The following is a 20,590-nucleotide window of genomic DNA, read 5'->3' as shown; positions in this document are numbered from 1 at the left end:
CGTTATTATTCTGAAACGGCTAATTCTTTACCGCACAATATGTACTTAATTTTTGATACCGAAACCACTGGTTTGCCACGTAATTACAATGCACCCATTACCGATACGGATAACTGGCCACGTTGTATTCAGATTGCCTGGCAGCTTCACGATGAGATGGGGAGATTGGTTGAACATCAGGATTATCTGGTTAAACCAGAGGGATTTAATATTCCGTACGATGCAGAAAGAATCCACGGTATTTCTACTGAGTTAGCAGCAGAGCAAGGCATTGGTTTTGATGAAATGCTGGCAAAATTTAACGAGGTATTAAACAAAGCCAAATTTATAGTAGGCCAAAATGTTGGCTTCGATGTGAATATCATGGGTTGCGAGTTTCACCGTTTTGGTGTAGCCAACCGCATGGCCGAAATGCCGGTATTAGATACCTGTACCGAAGTTACCGCACAGCTTTTACAATTGCCAGGCGGTAGAGGGGGCAGGTTTAAGCTACCAACCCTAACCGAGCTGCACTCTTATTTATTTGGTGTTCCGTTTAGCGAAGCGCACAATGCTACTGCCGACGTTGAAGCAACTACCCGTTGTTTCCTGGAGCTGGTAAAAAGAGAGGTTTTTAAAAAAGAAGAATTACAGGTTGATGTAGAATACTTTCCACGTTTCAGGGAAGTAAATCCGGGTTTAATTGAAGGTGTAGGTTTAACGCACATCAATTTAAAAGCAGCATCTGATGAAATCCGTAAACGCATTCAAAAAGCTGAAGGTGGCGGTATTTCTAAACAGGAGCTTGCCGGCAACAGGCAGGAACTCGCCGCAGCAACTTTTGTACATTTACACAACCATACGCAGTTTTCAGTATTACAAAGTACCATTAGTATTTCCGATCTGGTAAAAGCCGCTGCAGCACAAAAAATGCCAGCTGTAGCCATGACCGATCATGCCAATATGATGGGGGCTTTTCACTTTGTAAACCACGTACTGAACCACAATAAAGCCGCCGAAGCCAAAAATGCTGCAGCAATAGAAGCCGGCGAACGCCCAACAGAGGTGGTAATGACACCCATTGTTGGGGTTGAATTTTTTGTTTGTAACAACCATTTAGACCGTACGGCAAAAGATAACGGCTACCAGATGGTATTGCTGGCGAAGAATAAAAAAGGTTATCATAACCTGGCCAAAATGTCGTCGATAGCCTATACCAAGGGTTTTTATTATGTGCCCCGTATCGACAGGCAGGTTATTGAACAATACAAAGAAGATATTATTGTTTTATCGGGTAACCTGGGCGGAGAGATTTCGAACAAAATCCTGAACATGGGCGAAAGCCAGGCAGAAGAAGCACTGATTTGGTGGAAGGGAATGTTTGGCGACGATTTCTACCTGGAGGTTATGCGCCACAACCAGGAAGATGAAGACCGAGTAAACGAAACGCTGATAGCTTTGGCCCGTAAACATGCGGTTAAGCTGGTAGCAACCAACAATACTTATTACGTAAATAAAAAAGATGCCAATGCGCACGATATTTTACTCTGTGTAAAAGATGGCGAAAAGCAGGCAACGCCGATAGGCCGTGGCCGCGGTTACCGTTATGGTTTACCCAACCAGGAATATTACTTCAAGTCGGCCGATGAAATGAAAGCGCTTTTCACCGATTTGCCGGAAGCAATTTTAAACATTAAAGAGATTATCGATAAAATCGAAATCTACAAGCTTGCCCGCGAAGTACTCTTACCTAAATTCGATATCTCTGAAGAGTTTTTAGTCGCAGAAGATGAAGCCGACGGTGGAAAAAGAGGTGAAAACAAATATCTGAGACATTTAACCTACGAAGGTGCCAAACGCCGCTACGGAACCTTAACAGATGATGTTACCGAACGTTTGGATTTCGAGCTGGCCACCATCGAAAAAACAGGTTATCCCGGTTACTTCCTGATTGTGCAGGATTTTATTGCCGAAGCACGTAACCTCGATGTATCGGTTGGTCCGGGCAGGGGATCGGCAGCAGGTTCTGCAGTAGCATACTGTTTGGGTATTACCAATATCGATCCGATTAAATACGATCTCCTTTTTGAGCGTTTCTTGAATCCCGATCGTGTATCCATGCCCGATATTGATATCGATTTTGATGATGAGGGACGTGGTCGTGTAATGGATTATGTAATTAATAAATACGGTGCCAACCAGGTAGCGCAGATTATTACTTACGGTACCATGGCCGCCAAATCATCTATCCGCGATACAGCGCGTGTATTGGATTTACCTTTGTTTGAGGCCGATAAAATTGCAAAGCTGATTCCGAATATGAAGCTGGCCAAAATCTTTACCCTCGACGAAAAGAGTTTAAAAGATGCTTTACGCCCTGATGAATATGAAAAGGTAGTAGAACTTAAAAACCTGGGTAGTTTAAAAGATTTAAGTGCCGAAACCATTCAGCAGGCACAGGTTTTAGAAGGATCATTACGTAACACTGGTATTCATGCCTGCGGGGTAATTATTACGCCGAGTGATATCACCAACTTCGTTCCCGTTTCGGTTGCTAAAGATTCTGATTTATATGTTACCCAGTTTGATAACTCGGTTGTAGAGAGCGCTGGCTTATTAAAAATGGACTTCCTGGGGTTAAAAACTTTAACCCTGATAAAAGATACCGTAAAACTGGTTAAGAAAAGGCATCAAATTGATCTCAATCCCGATAATTTCCCGATTGATGATGTATTGACCTACGAGCTTTTCCAGCGTGGTGAAACCATTGGTATTTTCCAGTATGAGAGTCCGGGGATGCAGAAGTACATGAAGGAGCTTAAGCCAACGGTGTTCGACGATTTAATTGCCATGAATGCCTTATACCGTCCGGGACCGATGGAATACATTCCGAGTTTCGTTCGCCGTAAAAATGGCGAGGAAGAAATTAAGTACGATTTAGATGCCTGCGAGGAATATTTAAAAGAAACTTACGGAATTACCGTTTACCAGGAGCAGGTAATGCTTTTATCGCAAAAGCTGGCTGGCTTTACCAAAGGTGAGGCCGACGTTTTGCGTAAGGCGATGGGTAAGAAACAGAAAGACGTACTCGATAAAATGAAACCTAAGTTTGTGAAACAGGCTTCGGAAAAAGGCCATGATGCCACCGTTTTAGAGAAAATATGGAAAGATTGGGAAGCCTTTGCATCTTACGCCTTCAATAAATCGCATTCTACCTGTTATGCCTGGATTGCTTATCAAACGGCTTATTTAAAGGCACACTATCCGGCTGAGTACATGGCTGCGGTACTATCCAATAACATGAGCGATATTAAGCAGGTGGCTTTCTTTATGGAAGAATGTCGCCAGATGAGTGTTACCGTATTGGGACCTGATGTGAACGAATCTGACCTTAAATTCTCGGTAAATGCCAAAGGCGAAGTTCGTTTCGGTATGTCGGCGGTAAAAGGAGTTGGAGAAAAGGCGGTAGAAAGTATCATTGAAGAGCGGTCGGCAAACGGACCTTATGCCAGTGTGTATGATTTTGCCAAACGCTCCAACACGCGTATTGTAAATAAAAAAGCTTACGAGAGTTTTGTGTATAGCGGTGCTTTCGATGCTTTTGGCGGGCATAGGGCACAGTTTTTTTATATTGGTCCGCACGATAAAATGAACGGGATCGAGAAGATTATCAAATTTGCCAACGATTTTCAGAACAACGAGAGTACTTCACAGGCTTCTTTGTTTGGTGGTTCCAAAGCAGATTTGATTTTAGAACCTTCATTACCGGTTTCGCCTGAATGGGCGTTAATGGACAGACTGAAATATGAGAAAGATGCCATCGGGATTTTCCTTTCGGGGCACCCGCTGGATAATTATAAATTAGAACTCGATAAATTCTGTACCCATAACGTTAAGCAGTTAAGTATTATTAACAAGGTGCGTATGGGCGATAGTAATGAAGAGGTGCTGGCCGAATTTGATAAACTGAAAAATCGGGAGCTTTGTGTGGGTGGTTTGGTGGTAACGGCATCGCAACGCATTACCAAAACCGGGAAACCCTTTGGTACCTTTGTTTTCGAAGATTACGACGATGCTTCAGAAATGGCGCTGTTTGGCGAAGATTTCCTAAAGTTTAAATCGTTTTTAACCGAAGGATACTTCTTGCAAATCAGGGGTAGGGTAGGCGAACGTTTCGGTAAGGCTGGCGATTGGGAATTTAAGATCACAGCAATTAACTTAATGTCGGAACTGAGGGATAAACTGGCCAAAAGTTTAACCATACAAGTACCTATTGAACGGGTAAACGATCAGCTGATGCGTGAAATAGAGGCGATATTAGCAGACAATAAGGCAAACTCTGAGCAGCAAAACTGCCAACTTAACTTTGCCGTTTTTGATAGTGAAAAACAGATTATGTTAGATCTTAGCTCTAAAAGTCTTAAAATAAACCCAAACAACAAGTTCCTGGAACAATTACTGGGCTTAAATGTTGTTAATTACAAGTTAAACTAGCGTTTGGCGTTTGGCGCTCAGCGTTTAGGCTTATCAAACGCTATGCGCTCTGCGAAGCCCGCTTTGCGCTTTTACCAAAATAATGTCAAATTGGCATTACAGAATTGGTGGCATTACAATTGAATACATATATTTGAACATAAAAAAAATTAATTATGGCATTAGAAATCACAGATGCAAACTTCGAGGAGCTTGTATTAAAATCAGATAAACCCGTATTAGTAGATTTTTGGGCAGAATGGTGTGGCCCTTGTCGCATGGTTGGTCCAGTAGTAGAAGAGATCGCTAAAGAATATGATGGTAAAGCGGTAGTTGGAAAAGTAAACGTTGATAACAACCCTCAAATTTCAATGCAGTTTGGTATCCGCAATATTCCTGCTTTATTATACTTTAAAGGTGGTGAAGTAGTAGACAAACAAGTTGGTGCTGTTCCAAAATCAGTATTAGCAGAAAAATTAAACAAGCAACTAGCTTAGTTTAAGCCGAGATAGAAATAACTAAGCCTTCGGGGCTTGTAACATATTTAAAACCCAAATCTATTTAATGGATTTGGGTTTTTTTATGCAGACTTATTTTTGTTTCTTTAATAAAAAACTAACAATCATGTCTATTAATTTAATAAATAACAAAACTTTAGGCGTTTTATTAGCCGGGTTAGCACTAAACTGTGTAAATATGGCCTGTGTTTCGGCACAAAATCCGGTCGAAACCAATGCACCTTCGGCTGATTATAAACCAGCTTTTGCAGGGCAGACCAGAATTGCTGGCGTAAAAACTAAAACAGCCCTGGATGTTTCGGTTATTAACGAAAAGTTAGAAAATCCCTGGGCCATATCGGTACTTCCGGATGGCAGGTTTTTGATTACGCAAAAACAGGGTACCATGATTATTTTAAATGCCGATGGAAAATTAAGTAAGAAGATTACGGGCTTGCCAAAAGTAGATCCATCAGGTCAGGGAGGTTTATTGGATGTAACTTTAGACCCGAACTTCGCCAAAAACAGGATGGTTTACTGGGCTTATTCAGAGCCGCAGGATAAGGGCGTTTTACTGGCTATTGCTAAGGGGAAATTGGCTGCGAGTGAAACTGAGATAGAAAACCAAACCATTATTTACCGGGCTACACCAGCTTATACAGGTAAACTGCAATACGGATCGCGTATTGTTTTTGATAAAAACGGTAATTTATTTGTAAGTACAGGTGAGCGGTCGGGAAACGATATCCGTATGCAGGCACAGTATTTGAATTCTTCGTTGGGTAAAATTTTACACCTTACTACTGATGGTAAAGCAGTAGCCAATGGTCCCTTTGCCGGAAAGGCTGATGCCCGCCCCGAAATTTATGCACTTGGTTTGCGCAATCCTGATGGCTTGGCGATTAATCCGCAAACCGGCGATTTATGGGAAGCAGAATTTGGTCCCAAAGGTGGCGATGAAGTCAATATCATTAAACCAGGTAAAAACTATGGCTGGCCAGTTCTTACCTACGGAACAGAATACAGCGGTAAGCAGGTTGGCGATGGTATTCAGCAGAAAGAAGGCATGGAACAACCGGTGTACTACTGGAATCCGAGTATTTCGCCGGGTTGTATTGCTTTTTACAACAGCAGCAGCATAGCCGAATGGAAAGGCAACTTATTTGTGGGGGGGCTGGGTGGCTCGCATATCATCCGTCTGGTAATTAAAAACGATAAAATTGTTGGCGAAGAGCGATTACTGGAAGGTAAAGGCGAACGTTTTAGGGATATGGTAGAAAAAGATGGTGCACTTTATTCGGTAACCGATAACGGGCATTTATACCGCATCGCTAAGAAATAAACTGAAATTGTTTTTCAATACAACCCCGCAGGTTCAAAACTTGCGGGGTGTTTTTTTCTCAGGTAAACCTCACAGGTTTTAAAAAACTGTGAGGTTTGGTAGGGGTAGTAAATAAGTTTGGAGCCTGACTTCAAAAGGTATAGTCCCATACATCATAAGAAATATCGATGGGTACTTTGGGAGATATCTTGAGGTCTTTCGACAGGCTCAGGATGACAATCCTATATTGATGATGCAGCCATTTTTTATAAATCTTTTATTAGCTTTACGCTATGCAGGCAGTAAACTATGAAAACGAAACAAGCTATGGTAATTTAGAATTACTTGCCCGGCAAGTAGTAGAAGGCTTTATTACTGGTCTGCATAAAAGTCCCTTTCATGGTTTTTCGGTCGAGTTTGCCGAGCACCGCCAGTATAATAACGGCGATAATGTGAAAAATATCGATTGGAAGCTCTATGCTAAAACGGATAAACTTTACAGCAAACGTTTCGAAGAAGAAACCAATCTGCGTTGCCAGTTCGTAATCGATGCTTCTTCGTCGATGTACTTTCCTGAGCCTAAAAACAACAAACTGGTTTTTGCTATACAGGCTACAGCCTCGTTAATGTACCTGCTAAAAAAGCAGCGCGATGCTTTTGGTTTGAGTCTTTTTACCGACGAGATATTGCTAAATTCGCCCGCAAAATCGACTACAGTACATCAGAAATTTTTATTTGCCCAGCTAGAAGAGCTGTTGCAGCAACCTAAAGTAAATGCCAGAACCAATTTGAGCGAGTCCTTACATCAGGTTGCTGATTTGATTCACAAACGTTCGCTGGTAGTTATTTTCAGCGATTTGTTTAATACCGAAACCAGTGCCGAAAAAACCGATGAGTTTTTCGATGCATTGCAACACCTTAAGTTTAACAAGCACGAAGTGGTGGTTTTCAATGTGGTCGATAAAACCAAAGAAGTAAATTTTGAGTTCGAAAACCGTCCTTACCAGTTTATTGATATGGAAACCGGCGAAACCATTAAGGTACATACCAATCAGGTTAAAGAAAATTACACCGCTGCGGTGGCCGGTTATCGTCAGCAAATTGCTTTAAAATGTGCCCAGTATAAAATTGATTTGATTGATGCAGATATGAACGAAGGGTTTTATCCGGTATTACAGGCTTACCTCATTAAACGACAAAAGTTGGGGTAGTATCCAACCAATTTGAGGCAAACAACAGGAAGGTAGCTGTGTTAATATCATACTTGATTTAAATTTAAACTCCATAATATGTTAGAAAAAGGCATCATAGCCCCTGATTTTGAATTGCATGCTACGCCCGATCAAAAAATAAAACTCAAAGATTTTAAAGGCAAAAATGTAATCCTGGCCTTTTATCCGGCCGATTGGAGCCCGGTTTGCAGCGATCAAATGGCGCTTTACAACGAAATGCTCAAATACTTTATTAAACACGATGCGCAGATTTTCGGTATATCGGTTGATAGCACGTGGTGCCACCTGGCCTTTGAAGAAAACCGGAAGTTGCATTTTTCTTTACTGGCCGATTTTGAACCCAAAGGTGCTGTTTCTAAAGCTTATGGGGTTTACGACGAAAAAACCGGAACAAGTGAAAGGGCGCTTTTTGTAATTGATAAGGAAGGTAAAATTGTCTGGAGCTATTTATCGCCCATTGCGGTTAACCCTGGCGCTGATGGGATATTGGAGGCATTGGAAAAACTTGATCAGCAATAATTATGAGCACATTAAAACCCGAAGTTAACAGCAACGATCATATTCAGGGCGATGATACCGCAGCAGTTACCATTGTAGAGTTTGGCGATTATCAATGCCCTTATTGTGGAAATGCATATCCCATTCTTAAAGAAATTGAAGAGGCTTTTGGTCACCAGATCAGATTTATCTTCCGTCATTTTCCGCTGGCTAACGCACATCAGTATGCCCTCCCTGCAGCCTTAGCAGCCGAATCGGCTGGTTTACAGGGCAAGTTCTGGGAAATGCACGATGCCCTTTTCGAAAACCAGTACCGGTTAAATAGCGATTTATTTGATGAACTGGCCGAAACAATCGGTTTAGATCTCGAACAGTTTCAGCAAGACAGTGTTTCTGATGCGTTGAGAGAGAAAGTAGAAAATGATTTCGACAGTGGTGTACGCAGCGGTGTAAACGGAACCCCGTCATTTTATGTAAACGGAGCCAAGTTTGATGGGGGTGCAACCGACCTGTACCAGATGCTTAAGGAAAGTACCGAATAGCTTTAGTCAAGAGTGAAGTCAATAATCATTGTATATTTGATACGTAGATTTTTGACCTCGTGCACTTCACAGTCATCCTTAGCTAAACGTTGGGAAATAGTAATGGATTGATAGGGTTTAAGCTTAATCTTCCGCTTTATTTCGTAAGCTTTATTGCATCCTTTAGCTACATTACCATCCAGCAAAAAGGAAATGTACGTTATGATTTCTTTAGTTCTATTTTTGAACGTGATTTGGGCAAATGTTGCTGAATTGCTATCATTTGTATATTTAAGCGCTTCCAGGTAAACGGGGTTTTGCTTGTTGGTAACATCGTTTGACATTGGTTTTGAGGATTTAGGTTTTTGAGCAGCTATTTTATCTTTCGTTACTGGATCATGTTGACTCTTTATTTCCTGAAATGGTATTTTTAGCGCTCCATAACAGAGGATCATGAATATTCCTAATTCTTTAGCGAGCATAATTTGAGATTATTTGTTTTAAAACAGAATAAGTAACCGTAAGTTATCGCTTTTTTTAAAATAAATCTATTGCAGATTTTGTAGCCATAAAATCAGGGTCTTAAAATAAAAAAAAACCTCATGTATTTTGCAATACATGAGGTATCAGATAAGGGTAACCGGAAAACTAAAAAACTAATTATGAGTTTTTAGAATTTAACAAAATAGAAATCGCTTCGTGTTTTGTTATTTCAAAGGTGCACTTCAATTATGAAGTTTTAGTGAAGAAACCCCGCCTCGTGTTGATTGCATTATTGATGTTACAAGCTATTGATTGGACTTGTATAAGGGGTTAATTAGTAGATCGTCATTCCCACGAAAGTGGGAATCTCAACTCCTTAGTTGGTGCATCAAGAATTTATTTAAAAAATTAAACAGGTACTAAATCAAATGATATATTTACGCCTTAAATATATAAACATGAATTACCGCAAACTCATTGCATTAAGTACGTTATTCTTATTGCTGTTTACAATCTTGCCAACTTTTGCCCAAAATGCGACAGATTCTACAACTAAAGTGCCAGCCCTTCAGTTAAAGGGGTTTTATAAATATATGGCCGCCAATGTAAAGTATCCAGGTAAAGCAATCTTACAGAATGTACAGGGCACCAGTATTTTTCTACTCAAGGTAGAGCATGGCCAGATACAACACGTAGAAACCGCTTTGAATTTAGAAGGGCTGAGTGAAAATGTTAAAACTCTGATTTCAACATATACCGAGCTGCCTAAAACCATGAATGGAAAATATAGCCTTGGTGTTAAATTTATAATAGGAAATGGTTCAAATACAGAAGTTGATGAGAATGCAATTATACCTGCTGATTATGTTAAACTACCTAATGTGACAATAATGACATCAAGTCCTCCCCGGACTTTAACTGCACCCGATATTAATACTTATGGGATTGAAGAAGTAGATACGCCACCTAATTTTCCTGGCGGATATCAGGCGCTTCAGGAGTATTTCTATAAAACCATTAAGTACCCAGCCGAAGCCCTGAAAAATAAAGTAGAAGGAAGAATTTATTTTAGCTTTAAAATAGATTATGATGGCAATGTAAAGAACGTAAAGGTATTAAGAGGGTTAGGAGCTGGATTGGATGAAGTTGCAAAGGATGCGATGAAAGATTGTCCGAAGTGGAATGCCGCCATCAAAAATGGCCAGACGGTAAGTACCAAATTTAGCTACTTTGCAGAATGCAGATTGCCTAATCCTTAATTTTTTGATTTAAAGATGTCGTCATTTCGAGCAGTCATTGAAAGATATATAAAACAATCGTCATTGCGAGGAACGAAGCCTGTCTGCAGCAGGCAGGCAGGCAGGCAGGCAGGCAATCTTAATGCGCTCGCTAAGTAGCGATCGTTGTAAGATTGCTTCGTCGGCTGAAAAAGCCTTCTCGCAATGACGACTCCGAAGGGGCTGTCACTAATATTGATTTTATCCAATAAATTACCCTCAGGATTGAAAATCGATGTTTAAGAAACAGTCTCTTTATGTAAATTACTAACGTGATTACAAATTACCCCTCAATTCTTGTTCGCGCTCTAACGATTCGAAAAGGGCTTTAAAGTTACCCGCACCGAAGCTTTGTGCACCTTTACGTTGTATAATTTCGAAGAAAAGCGTTGGCCTGTCTTCTACTGGTTTGGTAAAAATCTGTAATAAATAACCTTCCTCATCGCAATCAACCAAAATACCCAGGCTTTCCAAAAGGGCTATTTCTTCATCAATTTTCCCTACGCGCTGCGGCATCATGTCGTAATAAGCTTCTGGTGGTGCACTCAAAAACTCCACACCACGTGCTTTAAGTTCTTTAACCGTTTTAACGATATCTTTTGTGGCAACCGCAATATGCTGAACGCCTTCACCTTCGTAATATTCCAGGTATTCTTCAATCTGCGATTTCTTTTTGCCTTCGGCTGGTTCATTGATCGGGAATTTAGAAAAACCATTGCCGTTGCTCATTACCTTGCTCATCAGGGCCGAGTATTCGGTATTGATTTGCTTATCATCAAATGATAAAATATTTACAAAGCCCATTACATCTTCATACCATTGTACGGCTTCGTTCATGCGGTTCCAACCCACGTTGCCCACGCAATGGTCGATGTATAAAAGACCAGCATCGGCAGGTTGGTAGTCGCTTTCCCACACACGGTAGCCAGGCATAAATGTGCCGGTATAATTTTTACGCTCAATAAACATGTGTACCGTTTCGCCGTAAGTATAAATGCCACTCATTTTAACTTCGCCATATTCATCGGTTAAGGTTTTAGGCTCCATATACGATTTAGCTCCGCGCTTGGTAGTTTCTTCGTAAGCACTGTAGGCATCATCAACCCAAAGGGCCAGTACTTTTACGCCATCGCCATGCTTTTTTACATGCTCAGATATCGGGTGATCGGATTTTAAAGCAGTGGTTAAGATCAACCTTATTTTTCCTTGCTGCAGTACATATGATGCCCTGTCGCGCACACCAGTTTCGGGGCCGGCATAAGCCAGGCTCTGAAAACCAAATGCTGTTTTATAATAATGAGCAGCTTGTTTGGCATTGCCCACATAAAATTCGATGTAATCAGTTCCATTTATTGGTAGGAAATCTTGTGCCTTGGCTATCTTTTCTGCAAATGTTTGTGTTTCCATTATATTTTTTGTTGTTGTAATCGTTTTAAAGTTCTAATGTTCTAATATCATTCAACTATTTTATATTCATCTATTTTAGCTTTCTCCCATTTTAGACTCTGGATTTAAGACTTAGGACTCATGACTCCCAACTCAGCTACCCTTCCTGCCAGCTTTTGTGGTAATTTTCGTCTTCAATGGCCAGCGCATCTTCGGTAATCATTAAAGGAAGAAAAGGATCAATCATTACGGCCAGTTCATCAGTTTTTTCCTGCCCAATCGATTTTTCTACTGTGCCGGGGTGCGGCCCGTGTGGGATTCCGCCCGGGTGCAAGGTAATTTGTCCTTTTACCACACTTTTACGGCTCATAAAATCGCCATCTACATAATACAATACCTCATCGCTATCTACATTGCTGTGGTTATAAGGTGCTGGTATAGCATCGGGATGGTAATCATATTTACGTGGTACAAAAGAGCAGACCACAAAATTGTGTCCTTCAAAAGTTTGGTGAACGGGAGGAGGTTGGTGTAAACGACCGGTAATTGGTTCAAAATTGTGTATCGAGAAAGCGTAGGGGTAATGGTAGCCATCCCAGCCTACGTAATCGAAAGGATGAGTGCCATAAGTGTAAGGATAAATTAATCCCTGTTTTTTAATCAGGACCTGAAAGTCGCCATATTCATCGTACGTTTGCAGGTTTTCGGGGAGGCGTAAATCGCGCTCGCAATAGGGGGCATGTTCCATTAACTGGCCATATTGGTTTAAATACCTTTTTGGCGACCTTAACGGGCTAAAACTTTCTACAATGAAGTGGCGATTTTGCTCGGTATCAAATTCGAGCTGATAAATGGTTCCACGGGGAATAATCAGATAATCGCCGTACCCAAATTTGATTTCGCCAAAACCGGTTTTCAGCTTTCCGGTTCCCTCATGGATAAAGATCATTTCGTCGGCCTGGCTATTTTTATAGAAATAGTCAGTCATCGATTTTTTAGGTGCAGCCAGAACGATATGTAGATCGTTATTAACTAGTACCGACTTTCTGCTTTTTAGAAAATCGTCTTCAGGTTTAATGTTAAAACCGATTAGGCTGGTGTGTTTCAGGTGCTTTGCACGGGCTATTTTTGGCTCAACACTGTAAGGTTCGCCCAGGTGTTTTACAATGGTTGGCGGGTAGCAGTGATAAACCAGCGAGTATACGCTCGAAAAACCTTCGGTTGATACCAATTCTTCGGCATAGAGATTCCCGTCGGGTTTACGAAAAACCGTGTGTCGTTTAGCTGGAATCTGCCCCAATTTATGATAAACAGGCATAATATATGATGTTATGGTTAGAAAAAAATCCTAAGAAATAAACAATTCAAACGCCAATGCGTTTCAATTAAAAAAGAGAAAGTGAAAAGAAATTATAGAGAATATTGAGCCATGATCAGCTTGGATAGCATCTTATAGCGACGGGCCGCAATTGCGTCGTTTACTAAGGTAATATGTAATGCTTTTAAGATCATGGTTTTAATGCAGCCAAGGTAAGTATTTTATTTAAAATTTGAAATTTTAATTATCTTTAATTGCTCAACAAATTATCCCGCACATGAAACTTATTTTTACGATCCTATGCTGTTTGGCCTTCGGCTACGGCGGTTTTGCACAACAAGTACAACAACCAACGCCAAAAGCGAAGTATAAAATTAAAATAGTAGATCGTAAAGGGAAGGTAACCCGTGGATTGTTTTATGCTGCCTACGATGATGGACTAACTGTAATTAAAAACCGGAGAGATACTGTAAAGTTAAGTGCCGATAGTATTAGTGCGCTTTACATTCACCGCAGAGGGATTGTTGGTCCGCTTGCACTGGCTGGTGGCTTAACCTTTTTTGTGATCGCAGTTCAGAGCGAAAAACTGCTAGAATCTGTTGTACTAATTGCAGCAGGAGTACCTGCCGGTGTAGCCGGAGGCCTGTTAATTGGTGAACTTTTATCCAATAAAAAATTCTATAAACAACTGCAAGCAAAAGATTTTCCGCTAATCAAACCAAACCTTCAAAAATATACTGTGTTAAAATAATAGCGTTTAAATTTTATTTTGAGTAGCCTAATTGCTTAGCTTTGCCAGGTATTTAACCAAATGATATATGAAATTAGTATCCTATAAAACCGAAGACAGAGAGCATCTTGGCGTGTTTGTAAACGGACATATTTATAATCTGAACAGCTGTGATAAGCTGCTGCCGGATAATATGAACGAATTTTTGCAAGGTGGTGAAGTGTTAATGGAAAGGGCCAAAAGGGTAGATGACCAGATAAAAGAAGGTAGTTTACAGGCCAAGGAAGAAATTTTTTATGAGCTTTTAGCACCAGTTCCGCATCCTGCAAGTTGCCGTGATGGATACGCTTTCAGACAGCACGTTGCTGCCGCACGCCGGAACAGAAAGGTTGATATGATTCCGCAGTTTGATGAATATCCGATCTTCTATTTTACCAACCATAATGCCATCCAAGGTACAGGCGAAATTGAGTGTATGCCCGATCATTTTGAAAAACTCGATTTTGAACTTGAAATTGCCGTTGTAATTGGTAAAAAAGGAAGGAATATAACTGCAGCAGAGGCAGATAGTTACATTGCCGGTTATATGGTAATGAACGATATGAGTGCCCGTACTTTACAGATGGAAGAAATGCTCTTAAACTTAGGCCCGGCCAAAGGGAAAGATTTTTCGACGGTTATTGGCCCCTGGCTGGTAACACCAGATGAGTTATTACAATATAAAGTACCTGCAAAAGAAGGTCATGTAGGTAATACTTACGATTTAAAAATGACTTGTAGGGTAAATGGTATTGAAGTTTCGAGAGGGAATGCTGCAGATATGGACTGGACTTTTGCCGAAATTATAGAACGTTGTGCCTATGGCGTAGACATTCTTCCTGGTGATGTAATTGGCTCGGGTACAGTAGGTACAGGCTGTTTCTTAGAATTAAACGGTACTGGTTTACTTAACGATCCGAACTATAAAGTACAGTGGTTACAGCCCGGCGATGTGGTAGAAATGGAAATTACTGGATTAGGCGCTTTAACGAATAACATTACGAAAGCTGATACGGATTTTTCGATTTTGGCGCTTAAGAAGTAAGACAACTTTTTAGTGTTATATCCCCTTAATAACTGAGGTTGTATCGAGGGGAACCTAGAATTCAGTTCAGAATCTAATTATAAGGAATCGTCATCTCGACTGAAGCGCAGCGTAATGGAGAGATCTATTATAGATTTAGCTTCGCTGAGCACTTTGTGGTTCTCGGTTGCGTTGCAATCCACTCGAAATGACGATTCTTGCGAGTTGTAATCTCCGTTTAAATTTTTTCTTCTCTATATAAATTACCTCCAGTGCTATCACTTAACACACAAGATTTAACCCCCATACAACTGCAAAATTACCTGCAGTATGCCATTGCACCGCGGCCAATTTGTTTTGCCTCTACTATCGATGCCGAAGGGAACATTAATTTAAGTCCTTTCAGTTTCTTCAATATGTTTAGCACCAACCCACCGATTTGTGTTTTCTCACCTTCCAGGCGTGTGCGTGATAATACAACCAAGCATACTTTAGAAAATGTACTGGAAGTGAAGGAGTGCGTAATCAATATCGTTAACTATGATATGGTGCAGCAGATGAGTTTAGCCAGTACCGAATATGCAAAAGGAGTAAACGAATTTGAAAAGGCCGGCTTTACCATGCTAAAATCTGATTTGGTACAACCACCTCGCGTGGCCGAAGCACCAGTTCAGTTCGAATGCGTGGTAAATGAAGTTATTCCACTGGGGGATAGTCATGGTGCAGGGAACCTCATTCTGGCTGAAATAAAACGCATTCACATTAACGAAGCCATTTTAGACGTAGAAGGCAAAATAGATCAGCACAAAATTGATCTGGTAGCCCGCCTGGGTGGCGATTGGTATTGCAGGGTAACTAACGATAACCTGTTTAAAGTAGCTAAGCCCCTGGCTAAATTGGGTATTGGTGTAGATAATTTGCCGCAGGCCGTACGTTACTCGAAAGTACTAACCGGTAACGATTTGGGCATGTTGGGCAATGTAGAGGTTTTACCGGACGATGTAGAGATTGATCTGATTAGCACCAATCCGGAAGTAAAAGAAGTGCTCGATGCCACTATTGGCGATGCTACAAACCGGGAAAGGGAATTACACGAGCTGGCCAAAAAGTTTTTAAATAATGGAGAAGTAGAACTTGCTTTAAAGATTGTTTTGCTTTAAATTTAGTTAAGACTTAAAGTTATGCATACAATTGTTCAGGTAGACCAGTACATTATTAAATCGGCCGAATTTGCGATTCCGATTTTGGATCATTTACGCAATCTGGTGCACAAGGCCGATGCCCGCATTGAAGAAAAAATAAAATGGGGCATGCCCAGTTTCGATTATAAAGGTATTGTATGCCAGATGGCGGCGTTTAAGCATCATTGCGTTTTCGGTTTTTGGAAAGCGTCTATAATGGAAGATGAGTATGGTATTTTTAAAGATAGAGGGGAAGCCATGGGTGGTTTGGGCAGAATAACTTCTTTTGATGATTTGCCGCCAGATGAGATCCTGATTGCCTATATTCAACAAGCCATTCAGTTAAATGAAGATAATGTTAAATTGCCTTCAAAGCCAAAATCGGCTGAAAAAAAGGAATTAATTGTACCTGAATATTTTATCGATGCTTTAAAAGAAGACCCTAAAGCATTGGCAGTTTTTCAGAATTTTAGTCCATCAAACAAAAAAGATTATGTTGTGTGGCTCGAAGAGGCCAAAACAGAAGCGACCCGCCTAAAAAGACTAGAAACAGCAGTTGAATGGATAGGAGAGGGTAAAAGCCGGATGTGGAAATACCAAAAGTAATTCTTTGAAGAGAGATTAAATGTTGGAAGGATTGAAGGTTGGAATGTTTTAATGTTGGAAGGACTGAATAACCGAACGATGTTTTAAAGCCCTGTTTCATTCACTCATTCCAAAATTCACTCATTAAATTATTTAAAGTATACTCACCACTTTCATGAAACGGTTTTTGTAGTGTCCATTAAAATCGGTAATGGTTACGCCGTGGGCCTTGCCAGAGGATGCATGGATAAACTTAATACCGTTTTCATCAATCGAATAAATAATGCCTACATGGCCAATTCTCCTAATCCGCGAGTTACTGCCTGTAAATATCATCACATCGCCAACTTTGGCATTTTCGAGCGTAGTTTCTGTTCCGGTATAGCTAAATTCCCTTGATGAACGGGGTACTTTAAAACCAAAATTACTGAACACATAACTCACAAATCCCGAACAATCGAAACCAACTTTTGGGTTACTTGTGGCATATCGGTAAGGAATACCGAGCATACTCTTGGCAAAATCGATTAAACTTTCGGTTTGTTTCTCTGGGGCTTTATTTGTTGTTTTACCCTCATTAGGAAGGCTGGCAACCAGCTTTTTAACCAACTCCTGATATTGAGCAGGTATAATTGTTTGGGCTTTTCCTGCGGTAGCAGACAAAATGAAAAACAAAATCGGGACTATTATTTTCTTCATATGTTGGAGCCAAAGATATAAAAAATATCTAAAGCCAATTAAGATGTTGAAAATGAGTATAAACAAAAAAAGTCTGGATAATTTACCCAGACTCCAATTCATATATTTGGTTCGATTAAATACTAGGGAACATGGTTTGAGCTCTATCGCCAATTAATGGGATGGCTTTTTTCTCGCCTTGTGCAGCTCCGATTAAACCAATAAGCCACAATACAAAAAGTCCGATTTGTATTATGCGGAGAACATAGTAACCAACTTCGAAACCTGTGGTAAACAGCATGGGGATCAGAAATAAACTTAAACCCCAGCTCAATACGGTAGATACCAAATGAAACAGCAACGTTTGCTTTAAATGATATCTGCTTAATTCGGTCTGGTTATCTTTATACATGGCAAAATAGGCGATGAGCCAGCCAACAAACCAAAAATAACTTACAATTGCCGCACTTTTTCCACTATCGGCTGTTTTAAAAGGAGAATTTGTTTCCATAGTTTTTTAGTTTTTAATGTAAATTACTAAAAAAATAACAACTTATGGAGTGGTTACTGCAACCGGTAAAATTTTTCCGTTAAAGAATTTATGTCCTGTTTTAGCAAAATCGCATACATATTTGCCCATTTCGAAAGCCATAATCGGACTTTGGTAACCCGGAAATGCCGCTTCGAGCATTTCGGTTTGCGCTGAGCCCAAAGCCAGGCAATTAATTTTTATACCTGTTTCAGCCAGTTCGAAGGCTAAGCATTCGGTTAAGGTATGCAATGCTGCTTTACTGGCTGAGTAGGCCGAAAGTCCAGGAAATTTAACGCTGCCCTGGAAACCGCCCATACTGCCAATGTTTACAATATGGCTTCCGCTTTGCATTAATGGGAGCACATTTTGGATCATTCTGAAATGAGAAATTACATTACTTTGCAGCATTTCGCCCAAATCAATCTCAGTAGTTTCTAAAAATGGTTTATTAACCAAAGCGCCCGCGTTGTTAACAAGGATGTCTATATGGCCTAAACGTTCTTTTAAAAAAGGAACCAATGCTGTATAATCATCATTTACAATATCAAACTCAACAGGCAAAAGGGTACAGTCGGGGTTAATACCTCTTGCAATTTCTAAAAGTTTACGCAACTTATCTGCCGAACGGGCAATGGCAACAATTTTATTTTCTTTCTGTAAGCTAAATTCTAAAGCAGCTTCGAAACCGATACCACTACTTGCACCTGTAATTATAATGTTCATGAGGAAATATTAATTGTTGTAATGAAAATCCAAAGGTATTAAAAAACCTGATTTAGCATTCTTGTTGATCTAAGTGATTGGTGTTTTAGGTTTGATGGTGAAACACTTTAGAAAATCGTCATTCCCAACTTGATTGGGAATCTTAACCTATCACATAGTAGGCATTAAGATTCCCGCTTTCGCGGGAATGACGTAGCGGCGAAAATTCAGGATTAAAATTCAAAATCTGTCTAGTCTTCAATAATCAGCTGGCTAACCGGATTTTTAATGACGTGCAAACCATCGTTAATTAATTTAGTATGATCAGGCTCCTTACTGGCTTTAATTTCCAAATAAACCTGTATTTCTTTCTCTAGCTGATGATAGATCTTTTTGTGGTAAACAATTTCGAGCACCTCTAAAGCGCATAGCCAATCTTGCCTGTGGTTTAGCTTTAAATCGTCAAAAACCTGGGCAAGCCGATCTGAATTTTCACCACTCTCCCGTATCCCGCGAACGGTTTTATAAAGTTCGTGCAGTTTCAGTGTTTTAGCATCATAGGTAATTTGATGTGTTTTTTCATCACTGATCAGGGTAATGGCTTCGTAGGCATCTTTATCGGCTGCACCATTAAATACAGAGATGATTTCGGCACCAACTGCCATATCGTAAGTGCCCCATTCAGGCCTGAATAAAACATTACCATTACTTTCGGTAACTGTACAATCGCTAAAGGCAATTAAAATAACTTTATTGTTTTCTTTTAAAATTTCTTTAACGCGGCCAACAACTTTAATTCCACTATCAAAAAGTAGTTCGGTTTGGTTGTCAATGCTTATTCCGGCACTTTCCAGGTCTGCAGCACTAAAATCTTCTAATAGCTGGCTGGTATTTTTAAGCTTGCCCACTGGCGATGAAAAACCATCAACATGGTAATCTTTGCCATGACCTTTAAGCTGTTCACCATTAAAAGCCAGGGCCGATGGGCCGGTTGTTTTAATGAAGGTAACTTCATCATCAGGGTTTATACCCATATCGGTAAAAATGCCGCTCACCTGTAAGCCTGAACTATAAACGGCAGTAGCCACATTTTTGCAGGCAATGGCTTTCATGATACTTTCAGATCCACCACGCCTAAAAGCCATGGTATTGGCAAATTGTTCTAAAACATCGATCAGGTTTTGAAAAGTTTCGGTAACAAAAAGTTGAGGCTGGGGTTTGGTAATATCGTACTGATAATTAACCGTATCGATATTGTACCACAGTTTTTCTACATCGTTATGCATGCAGGTAGCACTTTCGCCAATTGATGAAAGTAAGCCGGCACCATAAATTTTAGGGTTTTCTAAAGTGCCAATCAGGCCGTATTCAACCGTCCACCAGTGCAGGCGGCCCAGAAGTGCCATTTCTGAAGGCTCACCCATATTCTCGCTGATGTAACGCAGGTTTTTTTCGGCCTGGGCAATTTCAGTTGCATCTACATCTACCGCTTCTTTTAAAATAGAAAGCTTCCTAATGGCCTCGTAAAGTTCAAAATCTTTGGCCGAAAACATGGCTTTTGCACCGATTGAACCAAAATAGCTAAGGTAATTGTTATAATCTGTATCGGCTATAATTGGTGCATGTCCGGCACTTTCGTGTATAATATCGGGTGCGGGGGTATATTCAATGTGGTTAATCTGGCGGATATCGGCAGCGATAACCAGCACCCGGTAAGCCTGATATTCCATAAAAGCGGCTGGAGGAATAAAGCCATCTACTGTAACTGCTCCCCAGCCAATTTTGCCCAGGTTATCGTTCATGGTTTGCAAATCGGGGATATGCTCAATGCTTAAACCAGCCCGTTGAAGGCCCTTTATATAGGGGTAGTAAGCCACGTTTTTAAGGTAACTGTAATTCTGGCGCATTACGTAACGCCAAACAGCCTGATCGATAGGGGTGTATTTTTCGTAGTTCTGCGCTACAATAAATTGCTTTAAATGGTTGGGCAATTTTGCAACCTGCGCATTATTAAAATCGTTAAAATGGCTCATTGGGTTAAGAAAAATAAGTTGGTCGATAGCAAAGTTAGGATGTAGTTTCTACCTAAGCAAGAAAGCAGGCGCATAAATTAACAGGTTAGGGTAATAAAGCT

18 protein-coding genes are annotated in these 20,590 nt (G+C 40.4%); 11 read left to right on the top strand and 7 right to left on the bottom strand.

The features are described 5' to 3' along the window. The first annotated feature begins 39 nt into the window (after positions 1-39). From dnaE to DBR40_RS15630, 6 genes are all read left to right on the top strand, one after another. A complete protein-coding gene (dnaE, locus tag DBR40_RS15655; protein WP_124560699.1) occupies positions 40-4,473 on the top strand; it encodes a DNA polymerase III subunit alpha in 4,434 nt (1,477 codons plus the stop codon). A 155-nt stretch (positions 4,474-4,628) separates the two neighbouring features. Further along, positions 4,629-4,949, top strand: coding sequence for a thioredoxin (gene trxA / locus DBR40_RS15650; RefSeq protein ID WP_039482143.1), 321 nt, complete (start codon positions 4,629-4,631; stop codon positions 4,947-4,949). Positions 4,950-5,076: 127 nt separating this feature from the next. Further along, the gene (locus DBR40_RS15645; protein WP_124560698.1) at positions 5,077-6,291 is read left to right on the top strand and encodes a PQQ-dependent sugar dehydrogenase; all 1,215 of its coding nucleotides are present in this window, start codon (positions 5,077-5,079) and stop codon (positions 6,289-6,291) included. Positions 6,292-6,563: 272 nt separating this feature from the next. Further along, positions 6,564-7,481: a DUF58 domain-containing protein gene (locus DBR40_RS15640; protein WP_124560697.1), complete on the top strand. Its 918-nt coding sequence runs from the start codon at positions 6,564-6,566 to the stop codon at positions 7,479-7,481. A gap of 78 nt (positions 7,482-7,559) precedes the next feature. After that, positions 7,560-8,021, top strand: coding sequence for a redoxin domain-containing protein (locus tag DBR40_RS15635; protein WP_124560696.1), 462 nt, complete (start codon positions 7,560-7,562; stop codon positions 8,019-8,021). Between the two features lie 2 nt (positions 8,022-8,023). Beyond that, positions 8,024-8,542, top strand: a complete 519-nt coding sequence (locus DBR40_RS15630) for a DsbA family protein (protein WP_124560695.1) — start codon at positions 8,024-8,026, stop codon at positions 8,540-8,542. A gap of 2 nt (positions 8,543-8,544) precedes the next feature. Here DBR40_RS15630 and DBR40_RS15625 read toward each other — a convergent pair whose 3' ends face one another. Next, entirely contained in the window at positions 8,545-9,003 is a 459-nt protein-coding gene (locus DBR40_RS15625; RefSeq protein ID WP_124560694.1) for a hypothetical protein, read from the bottom strand. 459 nt (positions 9,004-9,462) lie between these two features. On the opposite strand from DBR40_RS15625, the gene DBR40_RS15620 reads away from it, so the two are divergent. Then, a complete protein-coding gene (locus tag DBR40_RS15620) occupies positions 9,463-10,263 on the top strand; it encodes an energy transducer TonB (protein ID WP_158674059.1) in 801 nt (266 codons plus the stop codon). Between the two features lie 294 nt (positions 10,264-10,557). On the opposite strand, the gene hppD is transcribed toward DBR40_RS15620, so the two are convergent. Both hppD and DBR40_RS15610 read right to left on the bottom strand, forming a co-directional pair. Continuing rightward, positions 10,558-11,688, bottom strand: coding sequence for a 4-hydroxyphenylpyruvate dioxygenase (hppD, locus tag DBR40_RS15615; protein ID WP_124560692.1), 1,131 nt, complete (start codon positions 11,686-11,688; stop codon positions 10,558-10,560). A gap of 136 nt (positions 11,689-11,824) precedes the next feature. After that, positions 11,825-12,985 (bottom strand): homogentisate 1,2-dioxygenase, encoded by a 1,161-nt coding sequence (locus DBR40_RS15610; protein WP_124560691.1) that lies wholly within the window; start codon positions 12,983-12,985, stop codon positions 11,825-11,827. Positions 12,986-13,262: 277 nt separating this feature from the next. Between DBR40_RS15610 and DBR40_RS15605 the strand changes: the two genes are divergently transcribed. From DBR40_RS15605 to DBR40_RS15590, 4 genes are all read left to right on the top strand, one after another. Continuing rightward, the gene (locus DBR40_RS15605) at positions 13,263-13,736 is read left to right on the top strand and encodes a hypothetical protein (RefSeq protein ID WP_124560690.1); all 474 of its coding nucleotides are present in this window, start codon (positions 13,263-13,265) and stop codon (positions 13,734-13,736) included. Positions 13,737-13,803: 67 nt separating this feature from the next. Next, entirely contained in the window at positions 13,804-14,799 is a 996-nt protein-coding gene (locus tag DBR40_RS15600; RefSeq protein WP_124560689.1) for a fumarylacetoacetate hydrolase family protein, read from the top strand. A gap of 251 nt (positions 14,800-15,050) precedes the next feature. Beyond that, positions 15,051-15,938 carry a flavin reductase family protein gene (locus tag DBR40_RS15595; protein WP_124560688.1) on the top strand — a complete coding sequence of 296 codons (888 nt, stop codon included), beginning with the start codon at positions 15,051-15,053 and terminating at the stop codon, positions 15,936-15,938. A gap of 21 nt (positions 15,939-15,959) precedes the next feature. Continuing rightward, positions 15,960-16,565, top strand: coding sequence for a YdeI/OmpD-associated family protein (locus DBR40_RS15590; RefSeq protein ID WP_124560687.1), 606 nt, complete (start codon positions 15,960-15,962; stop codon positions 16,563-16,565). Between the two features lie 132 nt (positions 16,566-16,697). Here DBR40_RS15590 and DBR40_RS15585 read toward each other — a convergent pair whose 3' ends face one another. From DBR40_RS15585 to DBR40_RS15570, 4 genes are all read right to left on the bottom strand, one after another. After that, positions 16,698-17,243 carry a C40 family peptidase gene (locus DBR40_RS15585; protein ID WP_124560686.1) on the bottom strand — a complete coding sequence of 182 codons (546 nt, stop codon included), beginning with the start codon at positions 17,241-17,243 and terminating at the stop codon, positions 16,698-16,700. Between the two features lie 115 nt (positions 17,244-17,358). Then, on the bottom strand, positions 17,359-17,733 hold the full coding sequence (locus DBR40_RS15580) for a DUF4870 domain-containing protein (RefSeq protein WP_124560685.1): 375 nt from the start codon (positions 17,731-17,733) through the stop codon (positions 17,359-17,361). Between the two features lie 42 nt (positions 17,734-17,775). Next, positions 17,776-18,477, bottom strand: coding sequence for an SDR family oxidoreductase (locus tag DBR40_RS15575; protein WP_124560684.1), 702 nt, complete (start codon positions 18,475-18,477; stop codon positions 17,776-17,778). Between the two features lie 230 nt (positions 18,478-18,707). Beyond that, a complete protein-coding gene (locus DBR40_RS15570; RefSeq protein ID WP_124560683.1) occupies positions 18,708-20,489 on the bottom strand; it encodes an aromatic amino acid hydroxylase in 1,782 nt (593 codons plus the stop codon). Between the last annotated feature and the right edge of the window lie 101 nt (positions 20,490-20,590).

The organism is Pedobacter sp. KBW01, from assembly GCF_003852395.1.
In the GTDB taxonomy this organism is placed as follows: domain Bacteria; phylum Bacteroidota; class Bacteroidia; order Sphingobacteriales; family Sphingobacteriaceae; genus Pedobacter.
Note: the sequence above shows the minus strand (reverse complement) of the source record. Positions and strands in the feature narration are given on the sequence as shown.

Coding starts and splice junctions, on each gene's coding strand:
- dnaE (WP_124560699.1), top strand. CDS start 40: ATGTACTTAATTTTTGATACCGAAACCACTGGTTTGCCACGTAATTAC.
- trxA (WP_039482143.1), top strand. CDS start 4,629: ATGGCATTAGAAATCACAGATGCAAACTTCGAGGAGCTTGTATTAAAA.
- DBR40_RS15645 (WP_124560698.1), top strand. CDS start 5,077: ATGTCTATTAATTTAATAAATAACAAAACTTTAGGCGTTTTATTAGCC.
- DBR40_RS15640 (WP_124560697.1), top strand. CDS start 6,564: ATGCAGGCAGTAAACTATGAAAACGAAACAAGCTATGGTAATTTAGAA.
- DBR40_RS15635 (WP_124560696.1), top strand. CDS start 7,560: ATGTTAGAAAAAGGCATCATAGCCCCTGATTTTGAATTGCATGCTACG.
- DBR40_RS15630 (WP_124560695.1), top strand. CDS start 8,024: ATGAGCACATTAAAACCCGAAGTTAACAGCAACGATCATATTCAGGGC.
- DBR40_RS15625 (WP_124560694.1), bottom strand. CDS start 9,003: ATGCTCGCTAAAGAATTAGGAATATTCATGATCCTCTGTTATGGAGCG.
- DBR40_RS15620 (WP_158674059.1), top strand. CDS start 9,463: ATGAATTACCGCAAACTCATTGCATTAAGTACGTTATTCTTATTGCTG.
- hppD (WP_124560692.1), bottom strand. CDS start 11,688: ATGGAAACACAAACATTTGCAGAAAAGATAGCCAAGGCACAAGATTTC.
- DBR40_RS15610 (WP_124560691.1), bottom strand. CDS start 12,985: ATGCCTGTTTATCATAAATTGGGGCAGATTCCAGCTAAACGACACACG.
- DBR40_RS15605 (WP_124560690.1), top strand. CDS start 13,263: ATGAAACTTATTTTTACGATCCTATGCTGTTTGGCCTTCGGCTACGGC.
- DBR40_RS15600 (WP_124560689.1), top strand. CDS start 13,804: ATGAAATTAGTATCCTATAAAACCGAAGACAGAGAGCATCTTGGCGTG.
- DBR40_RS15590 (WP_124560687.1), top strand. CDS start 15,960: ATGCATACAATTGTTCAGGTAGACCAGTACATTATTAAATCGGCCGAA.
- DBR40_RS15585 (WP_124560686.1), bottom strand. CDS start 17,243: ATGAAGAAAATAATAGTCCCGATTTTGTTTTTCATTTTGTCTGCTACC.
- DBR40_RS15580 (WP_124560685.1), bottom strand. CDS start 17,733: ATGGAAACAAATTCTCCTTTTAAAACAGCCGATAGTGGAAAAAGTGCG.
- DBR40_RS15575 (WP_124560684.1), bottom strand. CDS start 18,477: ATGAACATTATAATTACAGGTGCAAGTAGTGGTATCGGTTTCGAAGCT.
- DBR40_RS15570 (WP_124560683.1), bottom strand. CDS start 20,489: ATGAGCCATTTTAACGATTTTAATAATGCGCAGGTTGCAAAATTGCCC.